Annotated in this window: 15 protein-coding genes, 2 tRNA genes and 1 pseudogene; 7 read left to right on the top strand and 11 right to left on the bottom strand. The window is 70.4% G+C overall.

All coding sequences use genetic code 11. The features are described 5' to 3' along the window. Nucleotides 1–122: 122 nt before the first annotated feature. Entirely contained in the window at nt 123–2,039 is a 1,917-nt protein-coding gene (dxs, locus tag ACTOWL_RS28140) for a 1-deoxy-D-xylulose-5-phosphate synthase (RefSeq protein WP_441324597.1), read from the bottom strand. A gap of 329 nt (nt 2,040–2,368) precedes the next feature. On the opposite strand from dxs, the gene ACTOWL_RS28145 reads away from it, so the two are divergent. Next, nucleotides 2,369–2,460: transfer RNA gene (locus tag ACTOWL_RS28145), tRNA-Ser, on the top strand. Between the two features lie 33 nt (nt 2,461–2,493). On the opposite strand, the gene ACTOWL_RS28150 is transcribed toward ACTOWL_RS28145, so the two are convergent. After that, complete coding sequence (locus ACTOWL_RS28150; RefSeq protein WP_441324598.1) at nt 2,494–2,754, bottom strand: DUF1127 domain-containing protein; 261 nt, start codon at nt 2,752–2,754, stop codon at nt 2,494–2,496. Nucleotides 2,755–2,899: 145 nt separating this feature from the next. Between ACTOWL_RS28150 and ACTOWL_RS28155 the strand changes: the two genes are divergently transcribed. From ACTOWL_RS28155 to ACTOWL_RS28165, 3 genes and pseudogenes are all read left to right on the top strand, one after another. Beyond that, nucleotides 2,900–2,975: transfer RNA gene (locus ACTOWL_RS28155), tRNA-Thr, on the top strand. A gap of 105 nt (nt 2,976–3,080) precedes the next feature. After that, nucleotides 3,081–3,284, top strand: coding sequence for a hypothetical protein (locus ACTOWL_RS28160; protein WP_380310420.1), 204 nt, complete (start codon nt 3,081–3,083; stop codon nt 3,282–3,284). A 412-nt stretch (nt 3,285–3,696) separates the two neighbouring features. Further along, nucleotides 3,697–4,119, top strand: a pseudogene (locus ACTOWL_RS28165) (class I SAM-dependent methyltransferase); the annotation flags it as partial. Nucleotides 4,120–4,613: 494 nt separating this feature from the next. Here ACTOWL_RS28165 and ACTOWL_RS28170 read toward each other — a convergent pair. Continuing rightward, nucleotides 4,614–5,078, bottom strand: a complete 465-nt coding sequence (locus ACTOWL_RS28170) for a YaiI/YqxD family protein (RefSeq protein ID WP_441324610.1) — start codon at nt 5,076–5,078, stop codon at nt 4,614–4,616. A gap of 107 nt (nt 5,079–5,185) precedes the next feature. On the opposite strand from ACTOWL_RS28170, the gene ACTOWL_RS28175 reads away from it, so the two are divergent. The 3 genes from ACTOWL_RS28175 (at nt 5,186) to ACTOWL_RS28185 (ending at nt 9,731) form a co-directional block, all read left to right on the top strand. Then, nucleotides 5,186–6,250, top strand: a complete 1,065-nt coding sequence (locus tag ACTOWL_RS28175; RefSeq protein ID WP_441324599.1) for a DNA topoisomerase IB — start codon at nt 5,186–5,188, stop codon at nt 6,248–6,250. A 392-nt stretch (nt 6,251–6,642) separates the two neighbouring features. Further along, complete coding sequence (locus ACTOWL_RS28180; RefSeq protein ID WP_441324600.1) at nt 6,643–8,385, top strand: ABC transporter permease; 1,743 nt, start codon at nt 6,643–6,645, stop codon at nt 8,383–8,385. Nucleotides 8,386–8,396: 11 nt separating this feature from the next. Then, nucleotides 8,397–9,731, top strand: a complete 1,335-nt coding sequence (locus tag ACTOWL_RS28185) for an ABC transporter ATP-binding protein (RefSeq protein ID WP_441324601.1) — start codon at nt 8,397–8,399, stop codon at nt 9,729–9,731. A 13-nt stretch (nt 9,732–9,744) separates the two neighbouring features. Here ACTOWL_RS28185 and ACTOWL_RS28190 read toward each other — a convergent pair whose 3' ends face one another. The 8 genes from ACTOWL_RS28190 to ACTOWL_RS28225 form a co-directional block, all read right to left on the bottom strand. Further along, on the bottom strand, nt 9,745–12,099 hold the full coding sequence (locus ACTOWL_RS28190; RefSeq protein WP_441324602.1) for a hypothetical protein: 2,355 nt from the start codon (nt 12,097–12,099) through the stop codon (nt 9,745–9,747). A gap of 119 nt (nt 12,100–12,218) precedes the next feature. Continuing rightward, nucleotides 12,219–13,430, bottom strand: a complete 1,212-nt coding sequence (locus ACTOWL_RS28195) for an aminotransferase class V-fold PLP-dependent enzyme (protein ID WP_441324603.1) — start codon at nt 13,428–13,430, stop codon at nt 12,219–12,221. A gap of 11 nt (nt 13,431–13,441) precedes the next feature. Next, nucleotides 13,442–13,909, bottom strand: a complete 468-nt coding sequence (locus ACTOWL_RS28200; protein ID WP_441324604.1) for a RidA family protein — start codon at nt 13,907–13,909, stop codon at nt 13,442–13,444. Nucleotides 13,910–13,911: 2 nt separating this feature from the next. Further along, on the bottom strand, nt 13,912–14,919 hold the full coding sequence (locus tag ACTOWL_RS28205; RefSeq protein WP_441324605.1) for an ABC transporter ATP-binding protein: 1,008 nt from the start codon (nt 14,917–14,919) through the stop codon (nt 13,912–13,914). Next, nucleotides 14,916–15,929 carry an ABC transporter ATP-binding protein gene (locus ACTOWL_RS28210; RefSeq protein ID WP_441324606.1) on the bottom strand — a complete coding sequence of 338 codons (1,014 nt, stop codon included), beginning with the start codon at nt 15,927–15,929 and terminating at the stop codon, nt 14,916–14,918. The genes ACTOWL_RS28205 and ACTOWL_RS28210 overlap by 4 nt, the downstream gene beginning before the upstream one ends. Next, on the bottom strand, nt 15,926–17,080 hold the full coding sequence (locus tag ACTOWL_RS28215; protein WP_441324607.1) for an amidohydrolase/deacetylase family metallohydrolase: 1,155 nt from the start codon (nt 17,078–17,080) through the stop codon (nt 15,926–15,928). The genes ACTOWL_RS28210 and ACTOWL_RS28215 overlap by 4 nt, the downstream gene beginning before the upstream one ends. Then, nucleotides 17,080–17,910 carry an ABC transporter permease gene (locus ACTOWL_RS28220; protein WP_441324608.1) on the bottom strand — a complete coding sequence of 277 codons (831 nt, stop codon included), beginning with the start codon at nt 17,908–17,910 and terminating at the stop codon, nt 17,080–17,082. The genes ACTOWL_RS28215 and ACTOWL_RS28220 overlap by 1 nt, the downstream gene beginning before the upstream one ends. Nucleotides 17,911–17,963: 53 nt before the next feature. Beyond that, a complete protein-coding gene (locus ACTOWL_RS28225; RefSeq protein WP_441324609.1) occupies nt 17,964–18,905 on the bottom strand; it encodes an ABC transporter permease in 942 nt (313 codons plus the stop codon). Nucleotides 18,906–19,046: the final 141 nt, after the last annotated feature.

Here is a 19,046-nt window from a genome sequence, read left to right on the forward strand (position 1 = left end):
ATCGATTCGGCGGCCATCATCGCCGATGCGCCGCTTCCGCCGCACGGGAAATCGGTCCCGCACAAAGGAAAACGGCCGCCCGGAGATCGGGACGGCCGTTCACCCGGAAACAGCGGAAGCGGTCAGGCGCGGATCACACCGGTGGCCGGCGTGTCGAGGCCGAGCGCGGCGGCGGCGGTGGCGACGATGTCCTGCGCCGACAGCGCCGCCTCGGCATATTGCAGCTCCGGCTTTTCGTGGTCCTGGAACCGGTCCGGCAGCGTCATCGGCCGCATCTTCAGCCCGTGGTCCAACAGGCCGGCGCGGGCCAGATGGTGCAGCACGATGCTGCCGAAGCCGCCCTCGGCCCCCTCCTCCACCGTGATCAGCACGGCGTGGTGGCGGGCCAGCTGGCCGACCAGCCCGGTGTCGAGCGGCTTGGCGAAGCGGGCGTCGGCGACGGTGGTCGACAGGCCCATGCCGCCCAGGACCTCGGCCGCCGCCAGGCATTCCTGCAGCCGGGTGCCATAGCTGAGCAGCGCGATGGTGGTGCCCTCGCGCAGCACGCGGCCCTTGCCGAGCGGCAGCGGCTGGCCGCGGGCCGGCAGCTCGACGCCGACGCCGTCGCCGCGCGGGTAGCGGAAGGCCGAGGGCCGGTCGTCGAGTGCCGCGGCGGTCGCCACCATGTGCACCAACTCGGCCTCGTCGGCCGCGGCCATCAGCACCATGCCGGGCAGGCAGCCGAGATAGGGGATGTCGAAGGCGCCGGCATGGGTGGCGCCGTCGGCGCCGACCAGCCCGGCGCGGTCGATGGCGAAGCGCACCGGCAGGTGCTGGATCGCCACGTCGTGCACCACCTGGTCGTAGGCGCGCTGCAGGAAGGTCGAGTAGATCGCGCAGAACGGCTTGAAGCCTTCCGTCGCCATGCCCGCCGCGAAGGTCACCGCATGCTGCTCGGCGATGCCGACATCGAAGGTGCGGTCCGGGAAGCGCTGGGCGAACTTGTCGAGCCCGGTGCCGGACGGCATCGCGGCGGTGACGGCGACGATGCGCTCGTCCGCCTCCGCCTCCTGGATCAGGGCCTGGGCGAAGACGCCGGTGTAGCTCGGCGCGTTGCTCTTCGGCTTGGCCTGGGCGCCGGTGATGACGTCGAAGCGGCTGACGCCGTGATACTTGTCCGGCGCCGCTTCGGCCGGGCCGTAGCCCTTGCCCTTCTGGGTGACGACATGGACCAGCACCGGGCCGTCATCGGCGTCGCGGACATTCTCGAGCACCGGCAGCAGGTGGTCGAGATTGTGCCCGTCGATCGGGCCGACATAGTAGAAGCCGAGCTCCTCGAACAGCGTGCCGCCGGTGACGAAGCCGCGGGCGTATTCCTCGGCCCGCTTGGCGGCGCGCGCCACCGGCTTCGGGAACACCGCGGTGACGTCGCGCATCAGGTGTCGCAGCGAGCGGTAGGAGCGCGAGGAGATCAGCCGCGACAGATAGGCGCTCATGGCGCCGACCGGCGGGGCGATCGACATGTCGTTGTCGTTGAGGATGACGACCAGGCGGCTCTTCAGCGCGCCGGCGTTGTTCATCGCCTCATAGGCCATGCCGGCGCTCATGGCGCCGTCGCCGATCACGGCGACGACTCGGAAGTCCTCACCCTTCAGGTCGCGCGCCACGGCCATGCCGAGGCCGGCCGAGATCGAGGTCGAGCTGTGCGCCGCGCCGAACGGGTCGTACGCGCTCTCCGACCGCTTGGTGAAGCCGGACAGGCCGCCGCCCTGGCGCAGGGTGCGGATGCGGTCGCGCCGCCCGGTCAGGATCTTGTGCGGGTAGGCCTGGTGGCCGACATCCCAGATCAGCTTGTCGCGCGGGGTGTCGAACACCCGGTGGAGGGCGACGGTGAGCTCGACCACGCCGAGGCCGGCGCCGAGATGCCCGCCCGTGGTCGAGACCGCGTCTATGGTCTCGGCCCTGAGCTCATCGGCGACCTGCTTCACGTCGGAAGCCGGCAGGAGTCGGAGGTCTTCTGGGGTGTGGATGGCGTCGAGCAGCGGCGTGACTGGCTTCATTCAGCTTCGCTTTCGGCAGGCTTGGTCCAGCGGTTCGGGCGGCATCGGCATCGGTCTCTCTCGCACCGTGACGGCAGACATTCGGCCGAAGCACCCCATCATTTTCCTGCCCGGTAACCTTTCCAGCACTATAGGGGAGCGATGGCGCGATCAAGAAAATCCGGTGACGGGGGCATGGCCGGATGCCGATTTGCCACACCCTGAGGTGGTCGCGCCACGGGCCAGCCACGGCCGGGCAGCGGAGCGGGCCGGGATGCGGCGCGAGCCGTCATTGACAAGGCCTCGAAGCCCCCTTAAGAACCCCGGACCGAGCGGCGCTGCCGTTCGACGGAGGGGTGGCCGAGCGGCTGAAGGCAACGGTTTGCTAAACCGTCCACGGGAGAAATTCCGTGCCCGGGTTCGAATCCCGGTCCCTCCGCCACCCTACGCCCAGCGGCTTCGGGTGGCAGGCCATTCAGCGCCAGAACGGCTTCGACAGCTCGGCCAGCGCGTCGCCGCGGGTCCAGCCGAGATCCTTCAGATCCGGCTCCGACAGGCCGGCCAGGGCGCGGCGCTGGCGGATTCGTTCCAGCGCATCCTCCAAGGCCAGCATCAGGCGCCATGCCCATGACCCGGCCGGCCCGGGCCGCATGGTCCCGGGCGCGTTGTTGTCATTGGCGCTCCGCCCGGCCAGTTCGCCCCAGGCGCCGGGCGCGGTCGAACCGATGCTCCTCATCGCCGGTCCCGCAGAAAGACCCGCCCTATCTCGAATGGCGGGAGGGGAATGATAGAGCCCGGGGACCCAGCCCGGCCAGCGTGTCGCGCGGCGGCCGCCTCCCCGCTGGACAGCGGCGGCGGGACTCGTTAGGGAATGGGCCGGCGCCGGATTAGCTCAGTCGGTAGAGCAGCGGTTTTGTAAACCGAAGGTCGCGGGTTCGACCCCTGCATCCGGCACCATATTTTTTGGGCTTCCGCGGGTTGCAGCGGCGCTCTTTACGCTTTTCGCTGCGTCCCCATTTCTAGTGTAGGCTGCCCGGCAGCCATCGACACTCCGGCCGACAGATGACCGACAAGCCCGACAACATCGTTCTGGATCTGCTCCGTGCGATCCGCGGCGACATCGCCGAGGTCAAAACGGACCTCGTCGAACTGAAGGAGCGCGTCGGCAATCTGGAAAGCCAGTATGCCAGCGTGTCTCGGCGGCTTGACCGGATGGCCGGCGACATCGAGCGGATCAAAAAGCGCCTCGATCTGGTCGAGGCGTAGGGCAGCCGCCTCACCCGCCCGCGCAGGCGCCTTGCGCCTTGCGCCAAGCGTGACAGATCGGGATCGGCCGCCTATCCTCCCATCGTGTTTCTGAATGCTTCCGGGAACTTCCGAATATTTCCTGGGACATCGGATTTCCGGGGGAAGTTTAATGCAGAATTCGACCATCCGCCGCGCCTGCTTCGTCTGCGGCTCGACCGAGGGCGAGACGGTGTTCGAGACGGCGATGGATGTCTGCGGCCTCGGCCGCGTCACCTACGCCCTGCGCTGCTGCTCCCAGTGCGGCCTGACGCTGCAGGACCCCGCGGTCTCGCCCGAGACCATGCTGCGCCAGTACCAGACCTTCTCCAACTACACCGTCTTCGGCGGCGGCGAGCCGCCGCTGATCGACACCGCCCGGCGGATGATCGCCATGGTCCAGGCCGACGGCGTGCGGCCCGGCCGGATGTATGATGTCGGCTCCTCCAGCGGCTCGATGCTCTGGCACTTCCGCAAGCTGGGTTGGACCGTGGCCGGCTGCGACCTGTCGCCCAGGGCGGTCGAGCAGGCGCGCGAGCGCAACCGCATCGAGGTCGACCTGGGCGGCGACGAGGAGGCGCTGCCGCATCGCGCCGGCGAGGACCTGATCACCTTCTCGCATGTGCTGGAACACATCTACGACCCGGCGGCGACGCTGCGCCGCGTGCATGCGGCCCTGGCCGAGGGCGGGCTGCTGCTGCTCGAGGTGCCGTGCCTGGCCGCGCCGGAGGTCAACCCGCCCGGCCTGTTCATGATGGAGCACGTCAACTACTTCGACGAGACCTCGCTCGACAACCTGCTGGCCCGCACCGGCTTCGGCATCCTGCAGGCGCCGGTCACGGTCGAGCACTACCCCTATCCGGTGATCACCGTCCTGGCCCGCAAGCAGGCGCCGCAGCCCGACCGGCCGCTGGTCGGCGGCTTCGCCAAGAACCGCGCCTTCTGCCGGGCCTATGGCGATGTCGAGGCGCGGCGCTGGGGCGCGGTCGAGGAGCGGCTGCAGGCCGGCCTCCGGCCGGGCGAGGAGATCTATGTCTGGGGCGCCGGGCTGCACACCTCGACCATGCTGGAGCGGACGTCGCTGGAGAGCCCTGCCCGGATCCTGGCGATCCCCGACCGCGACACCCAGAAGCACGGCCACACCGTCGGCCGCCACGCCGTGATCGCGCCCGACGACGTGCTGCGCGGCGGCCGCAAGGTGGTGATCTCCAGCTTTCCGTCCGAGCGCCAGATCGGCGAGGGGCTGCTGCAGGCGGGCGTGCCGCGGGACATGATCGTCTCGCCGCACGGGCAGTTCGCCCCATCGGCTCCTCAAGCCGGCCGCGGCGGCGGAGCGCGGCGCAGGCGGACCACGGCGGCGTCGAGCGCCGACAGGAAGGTGGACTTGTCCTTGGCCACCATCGGCTTGTTGCCGCCGCCGACCGTGCCCATGGCGCGCAGATCGGCCATCAGCGCCCGGCTGGCCAGGGCCATGCCGATCGATTCCTTGGTGAAGGGCCGGCCGGTGTTGCCGATCACGGTCGCCCCCGCCTTCAGGCAGCGGTCGGCCAGCTGGATGTCGGCGGTGACCACGATGTCGGACGGCCCGCAGCGCTCGGCGATCCAGTCGTCGGCGGCGTCGAAGCCGTCGCTGACGATCACCAGCCGGATGCGCGGGTCGCGCGGCACCAGCACCCCGCCATTGGTGACGACGAAGACCTCCACCCCGTAGCGCTCGGCGACGCGGTAGATCTCGGCCTTCACCGGGCAGGCATCGGCGTCGACGAGGATGCGGATCGGATCGGCCACAGGCTTCGGCACGGTTGCGGTCGGGACCGGAACCATAGCGGCGGCGGCGCCGTTGGTCCAAGCGCCGTTCCCCGCGCAGGAGTCGCTTTTCCAGAATGGCCGACACCGCAGCCCCCGCCCCTTCCCCACCCGACGAGGCGCGGGCGAACGGGATGCGCTATGTCTCCGACACCGATCCCGGCATAAGCCGCCGCCGGTCCGGCACGGGCTTCGCCTACCGGATGCCGGACGGCAGCTCGGTGCGCGACCGGGACACGCTGGCCCGGATCCGCAAGCTCGCCATCCCCCCGGCCTACACCGATGTCTGGATCTGCCTGAACCCGCGCGGCCATCTGCAGGCCAGCGGGCGCGACCAGCGCGGCCGCAAGCAGTACCGCTACCATGCGCGCTGGAAGGAGGCGCGGGCGGAGACCAAGTACAACCGCATGCTCGCCTTCGGCCGCGCCCTGCCCCGCATCCGCAAGCGGGTCGACGCCGACCTGGCCGAGCGCGGCCTGACCCGGACCAAGGTGCTGGCCGCCATCGTGCGCCTGCTGGAAGCGACGCTGATCCGCATCGGCAACGACGAATACACCAAGGCCAACAAGAGCTTCGGCCTGACCACCCTGCGCAAGCGCCATGTCGATGTCGAAGGCGGCGCCGTGCGCTTCGAGTTCAAGGCCAAGAGCGGCCGGCTGCACCGCGCCGCCTTCCGCGACCGCCGCATCGCCCGCATCGTCCGGTCCTGTCAGGACCTGCCCGGCCATCGCCTGTTCCAATATGTCGACGACGCGGGCGAGCGCCATTCGGTCGGGTCGGACGACGTGAACGACTATCTGCGCGAGATCGCAGGCCAGGACTTCACCGCCAAGGATTTCCGCACCTGGGCCGGCACGCTGCTGGCCGCCCAGATCCTGGCCTCGGGCGCGGAGCCGGAGGCGCCGCCGACCAAGATTGCGGTGGTGCGCTGCATCGAGCAGGTGGCGGTGCAGCTGGGCAACACGCCGGCCGTGTGCCGGGCCTGCTATGTCCATCCGGGCGTGGTCGGCGCCTTCCTCGACGGCGACCTGGCGGCGACCCTGCGCTGGCCCCCGGGCGACGATCCCGACGGGCGCCGCGGCGAGGCCGCGCTGCTGCGCTTCCTGAAGCGGCTGGAGGTCGGGACCTCCGGCCGCGCATGACCCTTTCCTTACAAATCGTACAGGCCCGGGAAACGGCTTGACCGCTTCGCTCCGCGGCGCGATATCGCCCTTGTCGAGGCCAGTTCCCGACGCAATCAAGGATCCGCCGCTCCGATGAGCACGCCCAGTCGACCTAGCGCGACTTTGCCGGCGCCGACGCTGCGAGCCTGACCCTCCGGGTCCGGTTCACCTCGTCGCGCGGCCAGGCCGCGCCGGTGCGAGGTGAACCCATGAAGCACCAGTCTTTCGATCATCGTCCGTCCTATCGGCGCGCCACCCTGGAGGGTGACGACCGAAGGCAAGGCTGACGCCGGCACTCCGCCGGCGATTCCGCACCGCGCGTCCCGACGGATGCGCGGCGATTGCGACTGCCTGCCTTCCGGACGGACATCATGACCTTCCACTATCCCGCCCTCGCGGCGGAGCGTCCGCGCTATCTGCCCAATCTCTGGGACCTGGTGGCGTTCGCCCTCGTTTTCGGCGGCATCGTGCTGGTCGCCCATGGCGGCCGCGCCACGCTGGCGCCCCTGGCCGGCCTCCAACAGACGCCGATCTCGCTCGATCCCCTGGCGCTGCCCGACTATGCGCTGCGCACCACGCTGCGCATGCTGGCGGCGATCGTCGCCTCGCTGGTCTTCACCTTCGTCTACGCCACCGCCGCGGCCAAGAGCCGGCGGGCGGAGATGGTGCTGATCCCGCTGCTCGACATCCTGCAGTCGGTGCCGGTGCTGGGCTTCCTGTCCTTCACCGTGGTCGGCTTCATGGCCCTGTTCCCGGGCCAGGTGCTGGGCGTCGAATGCGCCGCGGTGTTCGCCATCTTCACCTCCCAGGCCTGGAACATGACCTTCAGCTTCTACCAGTCGCTGAAGACCGTGCCGCGCGACCTGGACGAGGCCAGCCGCAGCTTCCGCCTGTCGTCCTGGCAGCGCTTCTGGCGGCTGGAGGTGCCCTTCGCCATGCCCGGCCTGGTGTGGAACACCATGATGTCGATGTCGGGCGGCTGGTTCTTCGTGGTGGCGTCGGAGGCGATCTCGGTCGGCGACACCACCATCACCCTGCCCGGCGTCGGCTCCTACGTCGCCCGGGCGATCGACCAGCGCGACCTGGCCGCCGTCGGCTGGGCCGTGCTGGTGATGGGCGCGGTGATCCTGGCCTATGACCAGCTGCTGTTCCGGCCGCTGGTGGCCTGGGCCGAGAAGTTCCGGTTCGAGCAGTCGGCCGGCACCACCCGGCCGCGCTCCTGGCTGCTGACCCTGGTGCAGCGCACCCGGCTGTTCCAGCTGGCGCTGTCGCCGGTCGGCTTTTTGACTCGCACCGTGTCGCGCCGGCGCTTCGCCTTCATCCCGGCCGGGACGATCGACGACGGCGTGGTCGCCCGGATCTGGTCCAGCCGCTGGGCGGATCGGGGCTTCATCGCCCTGCTGCTGGCGGCGATCGCCTATGCGCTGTGGCAGATCGTCGGCTTCGTGGCCACCGAGCTGAGCTGGGGCGATGCCGGCGAGGCGCTGCTGCTGGGGTTCTACACCCTGATCCGCGTCGTGGTGCTGATCGCGCTGGCGACGGTGGTCTGGGTGCCGATCGGCGTCTGGGTCGGCCTGCGCCCCCGCGTCGCCGAGCGGGTGCAGCCGCTGGCCCAGTTCCTGGCCGCCTTCCCGGCCAACATCGCCTTCCCCTTCGCGGTGGTGGCGATCGTCCGGCTGGGCCTCGACCCAGACATCTGGCTGGCGCCGCTGATGGTGCTGGGCACCCAGTGGTACATCCTGTTCAACGTCATCGCCGGCGCCAGCGCCTTCCCGACCGATTTGAAGGAGGCGGCGGCCAGCTTCCGCATCGGCGGCTGGAGCTGGTGGCGCAAGGTGATCCTGCCCGGGATCTTCCCCTACTACGTCACCGGGGCGATCACCGCCAGCGGCGGGTCCTGGAACGCCAGCATCGTCGCCGAGGTGGCGAGCTGGGGCGACACCACCCTGACCGCGCACGGCCTCGGCGCCTACATCGCCCAGGCCACCAGTGCCGGGGACTATCCGCGCATCGTGCTCGGCATCGCCGTGATGTCGGTCTTCGTTTCGCTGTTCAACCGCCTGCTGTGGCGGCCGCTCTTCACCTTCGCCGCCCGCCGGCTGCGCCTCGACTGAGGGCCACGATCATGTACCAGACCATTGCCCACACCCCGGCCTCCAACCCCAACCCGGTGCTGATCGACATCGCCGGCGTCCGCCAGGCCTACCGCAAGGGCGACAGCGCCGATTTGCTGGTGCTGGACGACGTCTCGCTGACCATCCGCGAGGGCGAGATCGTCGGGCTGCTCGGCCGCTCCGGCTCCGGCAAGTCGTCGCTGCTGCGGATCATCGCCGGGCTGGTGCCGCCGACCGCCGGCGCCGTCACCTGGTGCGGCCGCCCGGTCGCCGGCCCGTCCGAGGGCCTGTCGATGGTGTTCCAGAGCTTCGCCCTGTTCCCCTGGCTGACCGTGCTGCAGAACGTCGAGATCGGGCTGGAGGCCCAGGGCATCCCGGCGGCGGAGCGGCGGCGGCGGGCGCTGGAGGCGATCGACCTGATCGGCCTGGACGGCTTCGAGAGCGCCTATCCGAAGGAGCTGTCGGGCGGCATGCGCCAGCGCGTCGGCTTCGCCCGCGCCCTCGTCGTGCATCCCCGGCTGATGCTGATGGACGAGCCGTTCTCGGCGCTGGATGTCCTGACGGCGGAGACGCTGCGCACCGACCTGATCGACCTGTGGATGGAAGGCCGGCTGCCGATCAAGTCGATCCTGATGGTGACGCACAACATCGAGGAGGCGATCCTGATGTGCGACCGCGTCCTGATCTTCTCCTCCAACCCCGGCCGGGTGGCGGCAGAGATCAGGATCGACCTGCCGCATCCGCGCAACCGGCTGGACCCGGAGTTCCGGCGGATGGTCGACGACATCTACGCCCGCATGACCAACCGCAGCCCGGCGGAGAAGGCCGGGCCCAAGGCGGGCTTCCCCGGCACCGGCATCGGCATGGAGCTGCCGCATGTCTCGACCAACCTGATGTCGGGCCTGATGGAGGCGCTGGCCGCGGCGCCCTACAACGGCCGGGCCGACCTGCCGGATTTGGCGGCGACGCTGCAGATGGAGGCGGACGAGCTGTTCCCGATCGCCGAGACGCTGCAGCTGCTGCGCTTCGCCGAGCTGGCCGACGGCGACATCCACCTGACCGAGCACGGCCGGCTGTTCGCGGAGTCCGATGTCGACCACCGCAAGCGGCTGTTCGCGGCGCATCTGCTGGCGCATGTGCCGATCGCGGCGCTGATCCGGCGGGTGCTGGACGAGCGGCCGACCCACCGCGCCCCGCGGCTGCGCTTCAGCGAGGAGCTGGAGGATTTCATGTCCGAGGGCCGGGCGGAGGAAACCCTCCGCGCCGCAATCTCCTGGGGCCGCTACGCCGAGCTGTTCGCCTATGACGGCGAGAGCAGCCAGTTCAGCCTGGAGGACCCTGTCTGAGGGCCGGCGGCGGTCAGCGGCGGCGGAAGCTCCTGCCGCCGTACCGCCCGCCGCGGTCGAAGCTGTCCAGCCGCTGTTCGCCCAGGCCGCGCGCCCCGCGCTGGTCGTCGAGCCCGCGCAACTCGTTGTCGTTGCGCTGCACCGGCTGCCAGCCGCTGGAGTCGTGCTTCTGCCAGCCGTCATCGTTGTGCTGGTAGACGTTGCCGTCATGGCCGGCATAGACGTTGCCGTTGTTCCAGGCCACGCCGGAATCGGTGCGGGGATTGACCACGACCCCCTTGCTGTCGACCGAGCGGTCGCCGCTCTGGACATTGCCGGTGACGGTGGTCTCGGCGGCGCCGATCCGGCCGGTCTGCGCATTCACCCCGGCGACCTGGCGGCCGGCCTGGTAGTTGCCGGTGTCGATATTGCCGGTGATGCCGGCCCGGCCGGCGGCGGCGACACCGGTCGAGGGGTTGGCGAAGGAGCCCTGCCGTCCGGCCGCGTAGCCGCCGGTGTTCCAGTCGAACGCCCCGGCCCGGCCGGCCTGGCCGTGGGCGCCGGTGTAGGGGTTGAAGCCGGAGACGTGGCTGCCGCTCCAGCTCGTGTCGGTCCAGCCGTTCCAGCCGCTGGCATGGGTGACCGTGCCCTCGCCCCAGCGGCCGTAGACGTTGACCTGGTTGACGTCGACATGGCCCCAGTTGACGTAGTGGCCGTCATAACCCCAATACGGCCCCCAATAGGGCGACGCGGAGCCCCACAGCGCCCCGGCCGCGAAGCCGAAGGCGAAGCCCGTCGCCGTGCCCAGGCCGAAGCCGGCGCCGTAGCCATAGGTCGCCGGATAGCCGTACCAGACATCGCCCGCGACATAGGCCGGGTAGACGTAGCCGGTGCCGTAGACCACGGTGCCGGCGGGGCTGACGACGACGCCGAGATAGCCCGGCGTGTAGCCGACCACCACCTCCTCCGGCGTCGCCGAATAGATCCGGACATAGGTGACGTAGTGCAGCGGCGACGCGGCCGGGATGGTGTAGATCACCGCCGGCACCGCATCGGCGACGCGCCACGGGCCGGCCGGCACCAGGGCGACGAACCAGACGCCCTTCGACACGGCGTAATAGTGCTCCGCGTCGACCCGGATCACCGGCACCGGCGTGTTGGCGGCATAGGCCAGCGGCGTGCCCGCGATCGGCCGGAACTCCGGCACGTCGCCGGCATAGGACACCTTGAGGCTCGCCTTGCTGCGCGAGACCGTGGCGGTCTGCGGGATCGAGGCCGCGATCGCCGCCTCCTTCGCCTGCGGCGTGCCGGCGACCGAGACCAGCACATCGGCCTTCGGGTCGTCGGGCGAGATCTTGGCGAAATCGGCCGGCAGCGAGTCCGGCGGCACGAAGCTCCACGGCCCGTCCAGCCCGGCCGATTTGAACCAGCGGCCGGAGACCAGCAGGTAATAGGTGTTGCTGGACGGATCGACGAAGACGGCGTGGTCGGCATTGGTCATGGTCAGCAGGCCGACCCCGGCCACGGGCGCGATCTGCGGCGGCCCGCTGGTGACCACCAGCTCGGTCGGCTGGGTGACGACAAGGAGGGAGGGCGGAGCCGCCGGCGGCTTGCCGTCCTCCGGCAGCAGCGGGTCGGGCGCGGCGGATTGCGCGGCCGCCGTCGCCGCCGCCTGCAGCGCCGCCAGAGGCGCCGCCGTCACCACCCAGGTGCCGCCCAGCGCGGACGCCGCGTACCAGGACCCGGCGGCCTGGATGTGGAAGGTCTCGCCCTCCTGCAGGATCAGGGCGCGGGCGTTCACCACCCGCTGATAGCCGGCCGCCCCGTCCACCGGGCGCAGCACCGGATCGCCGTCGATCGACACCAGCACGGTCGGCGCGCTGGCGAAGACGATCCTCGGCGGGTCGTTCTGCACCGGCACGCCGGCCTGCCTGGCGATCTGCTGCTGCGCGGCGTAGCTGGTCTGCAGATGGTCGAGCGCGACGGTCATGCCGTCGGCCGGAAGCTGCGCCTGCAGTGCCTTCTGCAGCTCCGGCGCCTTGTCGGGTGCGGTCGGGACCTCGACCGCGTCGATGGTGATGTCGTGCAGCCGGACCAGGCCGGCGGTCTTGTCGATGTCGGTATCGGCGCTGAACCGGGCGACGCCGTAGACCGGCTGGCCGTCCTTGGCGCCGATGGCGATGGCGGCCCGGCCGGAGAGGCGGTCGCCGCTCCAATCCTCGATCTGCGGCTGGTAGATCTCGACCCGCTGGTCGCCCTGGTCGAAATCCCGCGGCCAGGACAGCTGGGTGGCGGCGTCCGGAACGGCGGCGTCCTGGGCCAAAGCCGGGACCGCGGCGAAGCCCAGGACCGCGGCGGTCACCGCCGTCATCAGCCAAAATCTTGGCATGGCGCTCCACCCCATTCGGTCGTTATGGCCCGGCCCGACGGGCGGGCAGGCTCAAATCGAACTCGGATACGGTTCGAGTGTGACCGAATGGGGTGGGCTCCGCATCCCCTTTTTGACCGTCAGCGCGGGAAGCGCAGCAGCGACTCCAGCCCCTTCTGCGCCCGCGCCAGCAGCCGGGCCCGGGCGTCGCCCTGCGGCGGGTCGCCCGCGGCGCCGCGCAGCACCGCCAGCAGGCGGTCGAGCACGACCTGCGCCTCGCCGTCATGCTGGTTGCAGGGGTCGAGGGTGACATAACCGTGCTCGACCTCGTGGTCGCGGACGATCACCGGCGGGTCGCCCGCGGCCAGCCGGTCGGCGACGTCCCAGGCGGCGAGGCCGGCCTTGGCCGGGTCGATCGTCACCTTGAGCCGGTCGAGCGGATTGTCGGTCGGGTCCGGCTCGATCACCGCGGTGACGCCGGGCAGCCCGGCCAGGCCCTCATGCCAGAGCTTGAGGTGGCTGTCCTCACGGGCCCGCGCCGCGGCGTGGTCGCGCTTCTCCCAGGCGTCGAGCGCGGCGATGGTGCCGACCACGCCCTCCTTGCCGACCTTCATGCCGCGGCCGATGCCCCGGTTCTGCAGGAAGGCGGCGCGCACCAGGTCCTCGCGGCCGGCGACGATCCCGGCGGTCGGGCCGCCGAGGAACTTGTGCGAGCTGTAGATCACCAGGTCCGCGCCGCGGGCCAGGAAGCCGATCAGGTCGTATTCCGAGGCGGCGTCGACGATCACCGGCACGCCCTTGGCGCGGCAGATCGCGGCGAACTCCTCGAGCGGGATCTGGCCATACTGCACGACATGGTGCGAGACGACATAGAGCGCCGCGGCCGTGCGCTCGGTGATGGCGCCGTCCAGCTGGTAGCCCGCGGCCGCGGTGGCGGTGCCGACCGGCACCACCCTGGCGCCGGCCAGCCGCACCGCCTGGTCGACCGGGGCGCCGTAGCTGACCATGTGGCCGACCTGCAGCAGCACCTCGGTCTTCGGCAGGCCCGTGGTGTCGGGCAACCGCTCGATCGCCAGCAGGTCGTCGCCGGTCATGGCGCCGGCCACGGCCAGGCTGATCCCGGCCGAGGCCGAGGCGGTGACGAAGCCGGCCTCGGTGGCGCAGGACCTGGCGATCCGGGCGCTGGCCTTGCGCTGCAGGTCGGTGATCTCGACGAATTGCGGCAGCACCTCGGCCACGGCCTGCACCGCCTCCGGCACCACGATCGAGGCGCCCAGCGAGGTCATGGTGCCGGAGACGTTGATCACCGGGCGCAGGCCCAGGCGGCGGCGGATATCCTCGTTCGACTTCATGGCCCTATCCTTCAGCGCGCGAATTCGACGATGGCTTCGATCTCGACGGTGATCTGGCTCGGCAGCGACCCCATGCCGACGGCGGAGCGGGCATGGCGCCCTATCTCCGGCCCGAACAGCTCGACGAACAGGTCGGAGCAGCCGTTGATCACCGCGGGATGATGCTCGAACTCCGGCACGGCGTTGACCATGCCGAGCAGCTTGACGATGCCGGTGACGCGGTTGAGGTCGCCCAGCGCCTCCTGCATCACAGCGATCAGGTTGATCCCGGTCAGCCGCGCATGGCGGTAGGCGATCTCGCGGTCGATCGTGGCGCCGACCTTGCCGCGATGCATGAAGCCGTCGGCCTCGGTCGGGCCCTGGCCGGACAGGAACAGGAGCTGGCCGGAGATCCGGTGGGTCTCGAAATTCGCGACCGGCGGCGGCGCCTTGGGCAGCGTGATGCCGAGCGCGGCAAGGCGGTCGTAGACGTTGGGCATGGTCAGTCCGTGGTCGTTTGATCGTTCAGTTCGGCGTCGCGGATGCAGGCGACGAAGCGCCCGGGCTCGCGCTCGGCCAGCGGCGGCACCGCCTGGGCGCAGGCCTCGATCGCCATCGGGCAGCGGGTGCGGAACACGCAGCCGGAGGGCGGCGCGATCGGGCTGGGGATGTCGCCCTTCAGGATGATGCGGTCGCGCTTCGCCCGCGGGTCCGGCACCGGCGCGGCCGACAGCAGCGCCTTGGTGTAGGGGTGGCGCGGCCGGTCATAGACCAGGCGGGTCGGCCCCTTCTCCATGATCCGGCCGAGATACATCACCACGATCTCGTCGCAGAGATAGTCGACCACGGCGAGGTCGTGGGCGACGAACAGCAGGGTCAGGCCGAGGTCGCGCTGGATGTCCTGGATCAGGTTCAGCACCTGGGCCTGGACCGAGACGTCGAGGGCCGAGACCGGCTCGTCCGCCACGATGAAGTCGGGCTCCACCGCCAGCGCCCGGGCGATGCCGATGCGCTGGCGCTGGCCGCCGGAGAATTCATGCGGGAAGCGGCGCTGGTGGTCGGCGTTGAGGCCGACGCGTTCCAGCAGCTCGCCGATCCGCTGGCTGCGGCGGCCCTTGGCCAGGCCATGGGTGTCCAGCGCCTCGCCCAGGATCTCGGCCACGCTCATCCGCGGGTTGAGGCTGGCATAGGGGTCCTGGAACACGATCTGCATGCGCCGGCGCCAGGCGCGGAACGCACGCTCCGGCAAGGCGGTGATGTCGGTGCCGTCGAACATCACCCGGCCGCCGGTCGGCTCGATCAGCCGCAGGATGGCGCGGCCGGTCGTGGTCTTGCCGGAGCCGGATTCGCCGACCAGGCCGACGATGCTGCCGCGCCGGATCGACAGGCTGACGTTTTCCACGGCGCGGACGACGCGGCCGCCGCCGATCGGGAAATGCACCGACAGGTTCTGCACGTCGAGCAGCGGCGCGGCGGGATCGGTTTCGGTGCGGAGGGCGGCGGCGGTCACAGCTGGTCGGTCCTCCGGCAGCGGGAGCGGTGGCCGGCCTGCACCGCGTCGAGGCCGGGCACTGCCGTCTCGCAGGCGGTCTCGGTCAGCGGGCAGCGCGGCGCGAAGGCACAGCCGGGCGGCAGGGCCATGATGCTGGGCACCGTGCCGGGGATCGGCTGCAGCCTGGCGTCGTCGTGCCGGCCGCCGGTGCGGGCGTTCGGGATGCAGGACAGCAGGCCGCTGGTGTAGGGGTGGCGCGGCCGGTCGAACAGGTCGAGCACCGGCGCCTCCTCGACCACCCGTCCGGCATACATCACGGCGACGCGCTGCGCGATCTCGGCCACCACGCCCATATTGTGGGTGACGAACAGGATCGACATGCCGATCTCCGCCTGCAGCCGGCGCAGCAGGTCCAGGATCTGGGCCTGGATGGTGACGTCCAGCGCGGTGGTCGGCTCGTCCGCGATCAGCATCGACGGGTTGCAGGACAGGGCCAGCGCGATCATCACCCGCTGGCGCATGCCGCCCGACATCTGGTGGGGGTAGTCGTTCAGCCGCGACGCCGCCGCCGGGATCTCGACCAGATCCAGCATCTCCCGGGCGCGGGCCATCGCCTTCCCGCGGCCGGTGCCCTCATGCAGCTGCACCGCCTCGGCGATCTGGTCGCCGACGGTGAACAGCGGGTTCAGGCTGGTCATCGGCTCCTGGAAGATCATCGCGATCTCGGCGCCGCGCAGGCGGCGGAGCAGCGCCTGGGAGGCGTGGGCCAAGTCATGCGTCGTGCCCTTGCGGTCGCGGAAGCGGATGGCGCCGCTCTCGATCCGCCCGGCCGGCTTCGGCAGCAGGCCCATGATCGACAGGCTGGTGACCGACTTGCCGGAGCCGGATTCGCCGACGATCGCCAGCGTCTCGCCGCGCGCCAGGTCGAAGGACACGCCGTCGACCGATTTGGCGACGCCGTCCCGGCTGTGGAACCAGGTCCGCAGATCCTCGACCGCGAGGACGATGTCGCGGCTGCTGGCGCTCATCCGTGGATCGCCGGATCGAACAGGCGCGCGGCCTTGACCGATCTGGTGCCGAGGATGGCGTGGCGCGGCGTGAACAGCTTGTCGAGCGTGGCGCTGTCGCCGGAGGAATCCGGCAGCGTCACCGACGCATCCTCCAGCCCAAAGACGGTGAAATCCGCCTCCGCCCCGACCCGCAGGTTGCCCTCCGCCGGCAGCCCGACCACCGAGCGCGGGCGGGTGCTGGCGGCGGCCACCACCTCGGCGAAGGGCATGCCGACGGCCAGCAGCTTCGACATGGTGGTCGCCATGTCCCAGACCGGGCCTTCGATCGACCGCAGATGCAGGTCGGTGGAGATCGAGAAGGGATGCAGGCCGCGCTCGATCCCGGCCCGCGCCACCTTGAAGGAGAAGGAGGCGCCGCCATGCCCGACATCCAGCCGCACCCCGGCCGCCGCCACCTGCTTGGCGATGCCGAACAGCTCCTCGTCCTCGAGGATGTTGCCGCCCGGCTTGCCGTGGAAGCAGTGGGTCAGGACATCGCCGGGGGTCAGCACCTCCAGCACCTCCTCCAGCAGCGGCGGCGGCTCGCCGACATGGACCATCAGCGGCAGCTTGGCGATCTTCGCCACCTTCTTGGCGATCTTCACCGGGGTGATGCCCCAGGCGCCGGTCACCGTGCTGCAGGCCCGGCATTTGATGCCGCGGATGATGTCGCGGTTCATCTCTATCACTGCGAGCGTGCGGGTGATGTCGATCGAGCGCTGGTCGATCAGCTCGCTGACCCGGTTGCAGGCGACGAGGCCGATCGAGCCGATGTTGAGGAAGGCGACCACCCGTTCCGCCGCCGGCTCGGCGATGAACTCGCGGAAGCCGACGAAGTTGCCCTCGCCGGCCGATCCGGCGTCGACGATGGTGGTGACGCCATGCGCAAGCCCGCCCTGGGACGGGCGGATCGAGATGTCGGTGCCGCCGTGATAGACATGGGCGTGCAGGTCGGCCCAGCCGGGCGACACCCAGCCGTCCCGGGCGTCGACGATCTCGGCGTCGGCGGGGGCGTCGATCCCCTGCCCCACCGCAGTCACGCGGCCGTCGGCGACCAGGATGTCGATCGGGGTGTCACCGGGGTGATCGGGGAAGCCGACCGGACGGGCGGCGCGGATCAGGACAGGCATCACAGTTCCTTGCGCAGGCGGGGGTCGAGGATGTCGCGCAGGCCGTCGCCGACCATCTGCAGCGACACCACCGACAGCACGATGGCGAGGCCCGGGAAGACCATCATCCAGTCGGCCGAGCCCATGTATTGCTGGCCGGCATTGATCATGGTCCCCCAGGTCGGGATTTCGGGCGAGACGCCGACGCCGAGGAAGGACAGCCCGGCCTCGGCCAGGATGGCGTAGGCAAAGATGAAGGTGCCCTGCACCAGGATCGGCGACCATAGGTTGCGCAGGACATGGGCGGTGACGATGCGCCAGGTGGAGACGCCGAGCGCCCGCGCCGCCTCGACGAAGGGCAGCTCGCGGAGCACCAGGGTCGAGGCGCGGACGATGCGGGCCAGGCGCGGCGTGTAGACGATGCCGAGCGCCAGGATGACGTTGACCAGCGACGGCCCCAGCGCCGCGACCAGCGAGATCGCCAGCAGGATGTCCGGGAAGGCCATCATGGCGTCGATCACCCGGGCCACCACCTTGTCGGCCGGCCGGAAGAAGCCGGCGACGAGGCCGAGCACGATGCCCAGCACCGAGGACAGGATCACCACCGCGAAGCCGACGAACAGCGACAGCCGGCCGCCATAGACGGCGCGGGTGAAGACGTCGCGGCCGAACTCGTCGGTGCCGAACCAATGCGCGCCGCTGGGCGGCTTCAGCCGGTTCACGATCGACAGCTTCTGCGGCGCGTAGCCGGTGATGTATGGCGCCAGGGCCGCGGCCAGGACCAGCACGACCAGGATGATCAGGCCGATCAGCGCGGTCTTGCGGCGGACCAGCAGGCGGGCGAGCTTCAACCGCTCGCCGGCGCCATTATTGTTTAAACGGGGCATGGAGGCGGTGGCGGCCATCAGGTGCGCACCCTGGGGTCGACGAAGAGGTAGAGCAGGTCGATGACGAGATTGATCAGGACGTAGAGCGCCGCGATCACCAGCAGCGCCCCCTGGATCACCGGGTAGTCGCGCCGCAGCACGCCGTTGACCACGAGATTGCCGACCCCCGGCAGGCCGAACACGGTCTCGGTCACGACCGCGCCGGAGACCAGCAGCGCCGTGGTCAGGCCGATCACGGTCAGGATCGGGATCAGCGCGTTCTTCAGTGCGTGCTTCAGCACCACGCGCCACTCCGGCAGGCCCTTGGCGCGGGCGGTGCGGACATAGTCGTCGTTCAGCACGTCGAGCATGCTGGCCCGGGTAAAGCGGGTGATCAGGGCGGAGTTGACGAGGCCCAACACGATCGCCGGCAGCACCAGGTGAGTCATGCGGTCGAGGAAGCTGGCGCCCGGCCCGCCATAGCCGGCGACCGGAAACCAGCCGAGCTTGACCGAGAAGATCTGCATCAGGATCAGGCCGAGCCAGAAGCTGGGGATGCTGGCGGTGAGCATCGACACGGTCAGCACCGACTGATCGAGCAGCGATCCGCGCCAGACGGCGGAGGCGATGCCGACCGGCAGCGCGATGGCCACCGCGATCAGCATCGACAGCAGGGTCAGCATCAGGGTCGGCTCGGCCCGGTCGCCGATCGCGCTCAGCACCGGCTGGTTCAGGAAGATCGACTGGCCGAGATCGCCGACCGCGATCTGGCCGAGCCAGCCGACATATTGCACCGGCAGCGGCTGGTCGAGGCCGAGCTTGGCCCGCAGCTCGACGATGTCCGACGGCTGGGCATCGGGGCCGAGCATCACCGCGGCGGGGTCGCCCGGCGTCACCCGGATGATGATAAAGACGACCGTCGCCACGATGAACATCACCGCGACCATGCCGATCAGGCGATTGACGATGTAGGAGAGCATGGGCGGCCCGGTCAGTATCGGGATAGGGGGAAGCCTCGCGGCTCCCCCCTCCCACACCACCGGACATACGGGTCCGTATCCGGCGGTTCGGGGGATTAAGCGGTGAGCGGGTCGGCGACGGAGGCGAGGCCGAGGGCCTGA

This window comes from Inquilinus sp. CA228 (assembly GCF_052078665.1).
GTDB lineage: Bacteria > Pseudomonadota > Alphaproteobacteria > DSM-16000 > Inquilinaceae > Inquilinus.

Bases quoted from the DNA above. Each gene is read 5' to 3' on its own strand.
- ACTOWL_RS28160 (WP_380310420.1), top strand. From the start codon at position 3,081: ATGACCGACAAGCCCGACAACATCGTTCTGGATCTGCTCCGTGCGATC.
- ACTOWL_RS28215 (WP_441324607.1), bottom strand. From the start codon at position 17,080: ATGCCTGTCCTGATCCGCGCCGCCCGTCCGGTCGGCTTCCCCGATCAC.
- ACTOWL_RS28150 (WP_441324598.1), bottom strand. From the start codon at position 2,754: ATGAGGAGCATCGGTTCGACCGCGCCCGGCGCCTGGGGCGAACTGGCC.
- ACTOWL_RS28190 (WP_441324602.1), bottom strand. From the start codon at position 12,099: ATGCCAAGATTTTGGCTGATGACGGCGGTGACCGCCGCGGTCCTGGGC.
- ACTOWL_RS28210 (WP_441324606.1), bottom strand. From the start codon at position 15,929: ATGAGCGCCAGCAGCCGCGACATCGTCCTCGCGGTCGAGGATCTGCGG.
- ACTOWL_RS28225 (WP_441324609.1), bottom strand. From the start codon at position 18,905: ATGCTCTCCTACATCGTCAATCGCCTGATCGGCATGGTCGCGGTGATG.
- ACTOWL_RS28175 (WP_441324599.1), top strand. From the start codon at position 5,186: ATGGCCGACACCGCAGCCCCCGCCCCTTCCCCACCCGACGAGGCGCGG.
- dxs (WP_441324597.1), bottom strand. From the start codon at position 2,039: ATGAAGCCAGTCACGCCGCTGCTCGACGCCATCCACACCCCAGAAGAC.
- ACTOWL_RS28200 (WP_441324604.1), bottom strand. From the start codon at position 13,909: ATGCCCAACGTCTACGACCGCCTTGCCGCGCTCGGCATCACGCTGCCC.
- ACTOWL_RS28185 (WP_441324601.1), top strand. From the start codon at position 8,397: ATGTACCAGACCATTGCCCACACCCCGGCCTCCAACCCCAACCCGGTG.
- ACTOWL_RS28195 (WP_441324603.1), bottom strand. From the start codon at position 13,430: ATGAAGTCGAACGAGGATATCCGCCGCCGCCTGGGCCTGCGCCCGGTG.
- ACTOWL_RS28180 (WP_441324600.1), top strand. From the start codon at position 6,643: ATGACCTTCCACTATCCCGCCCTCGCGGCGGAGCGTCCGCGCTATCTG.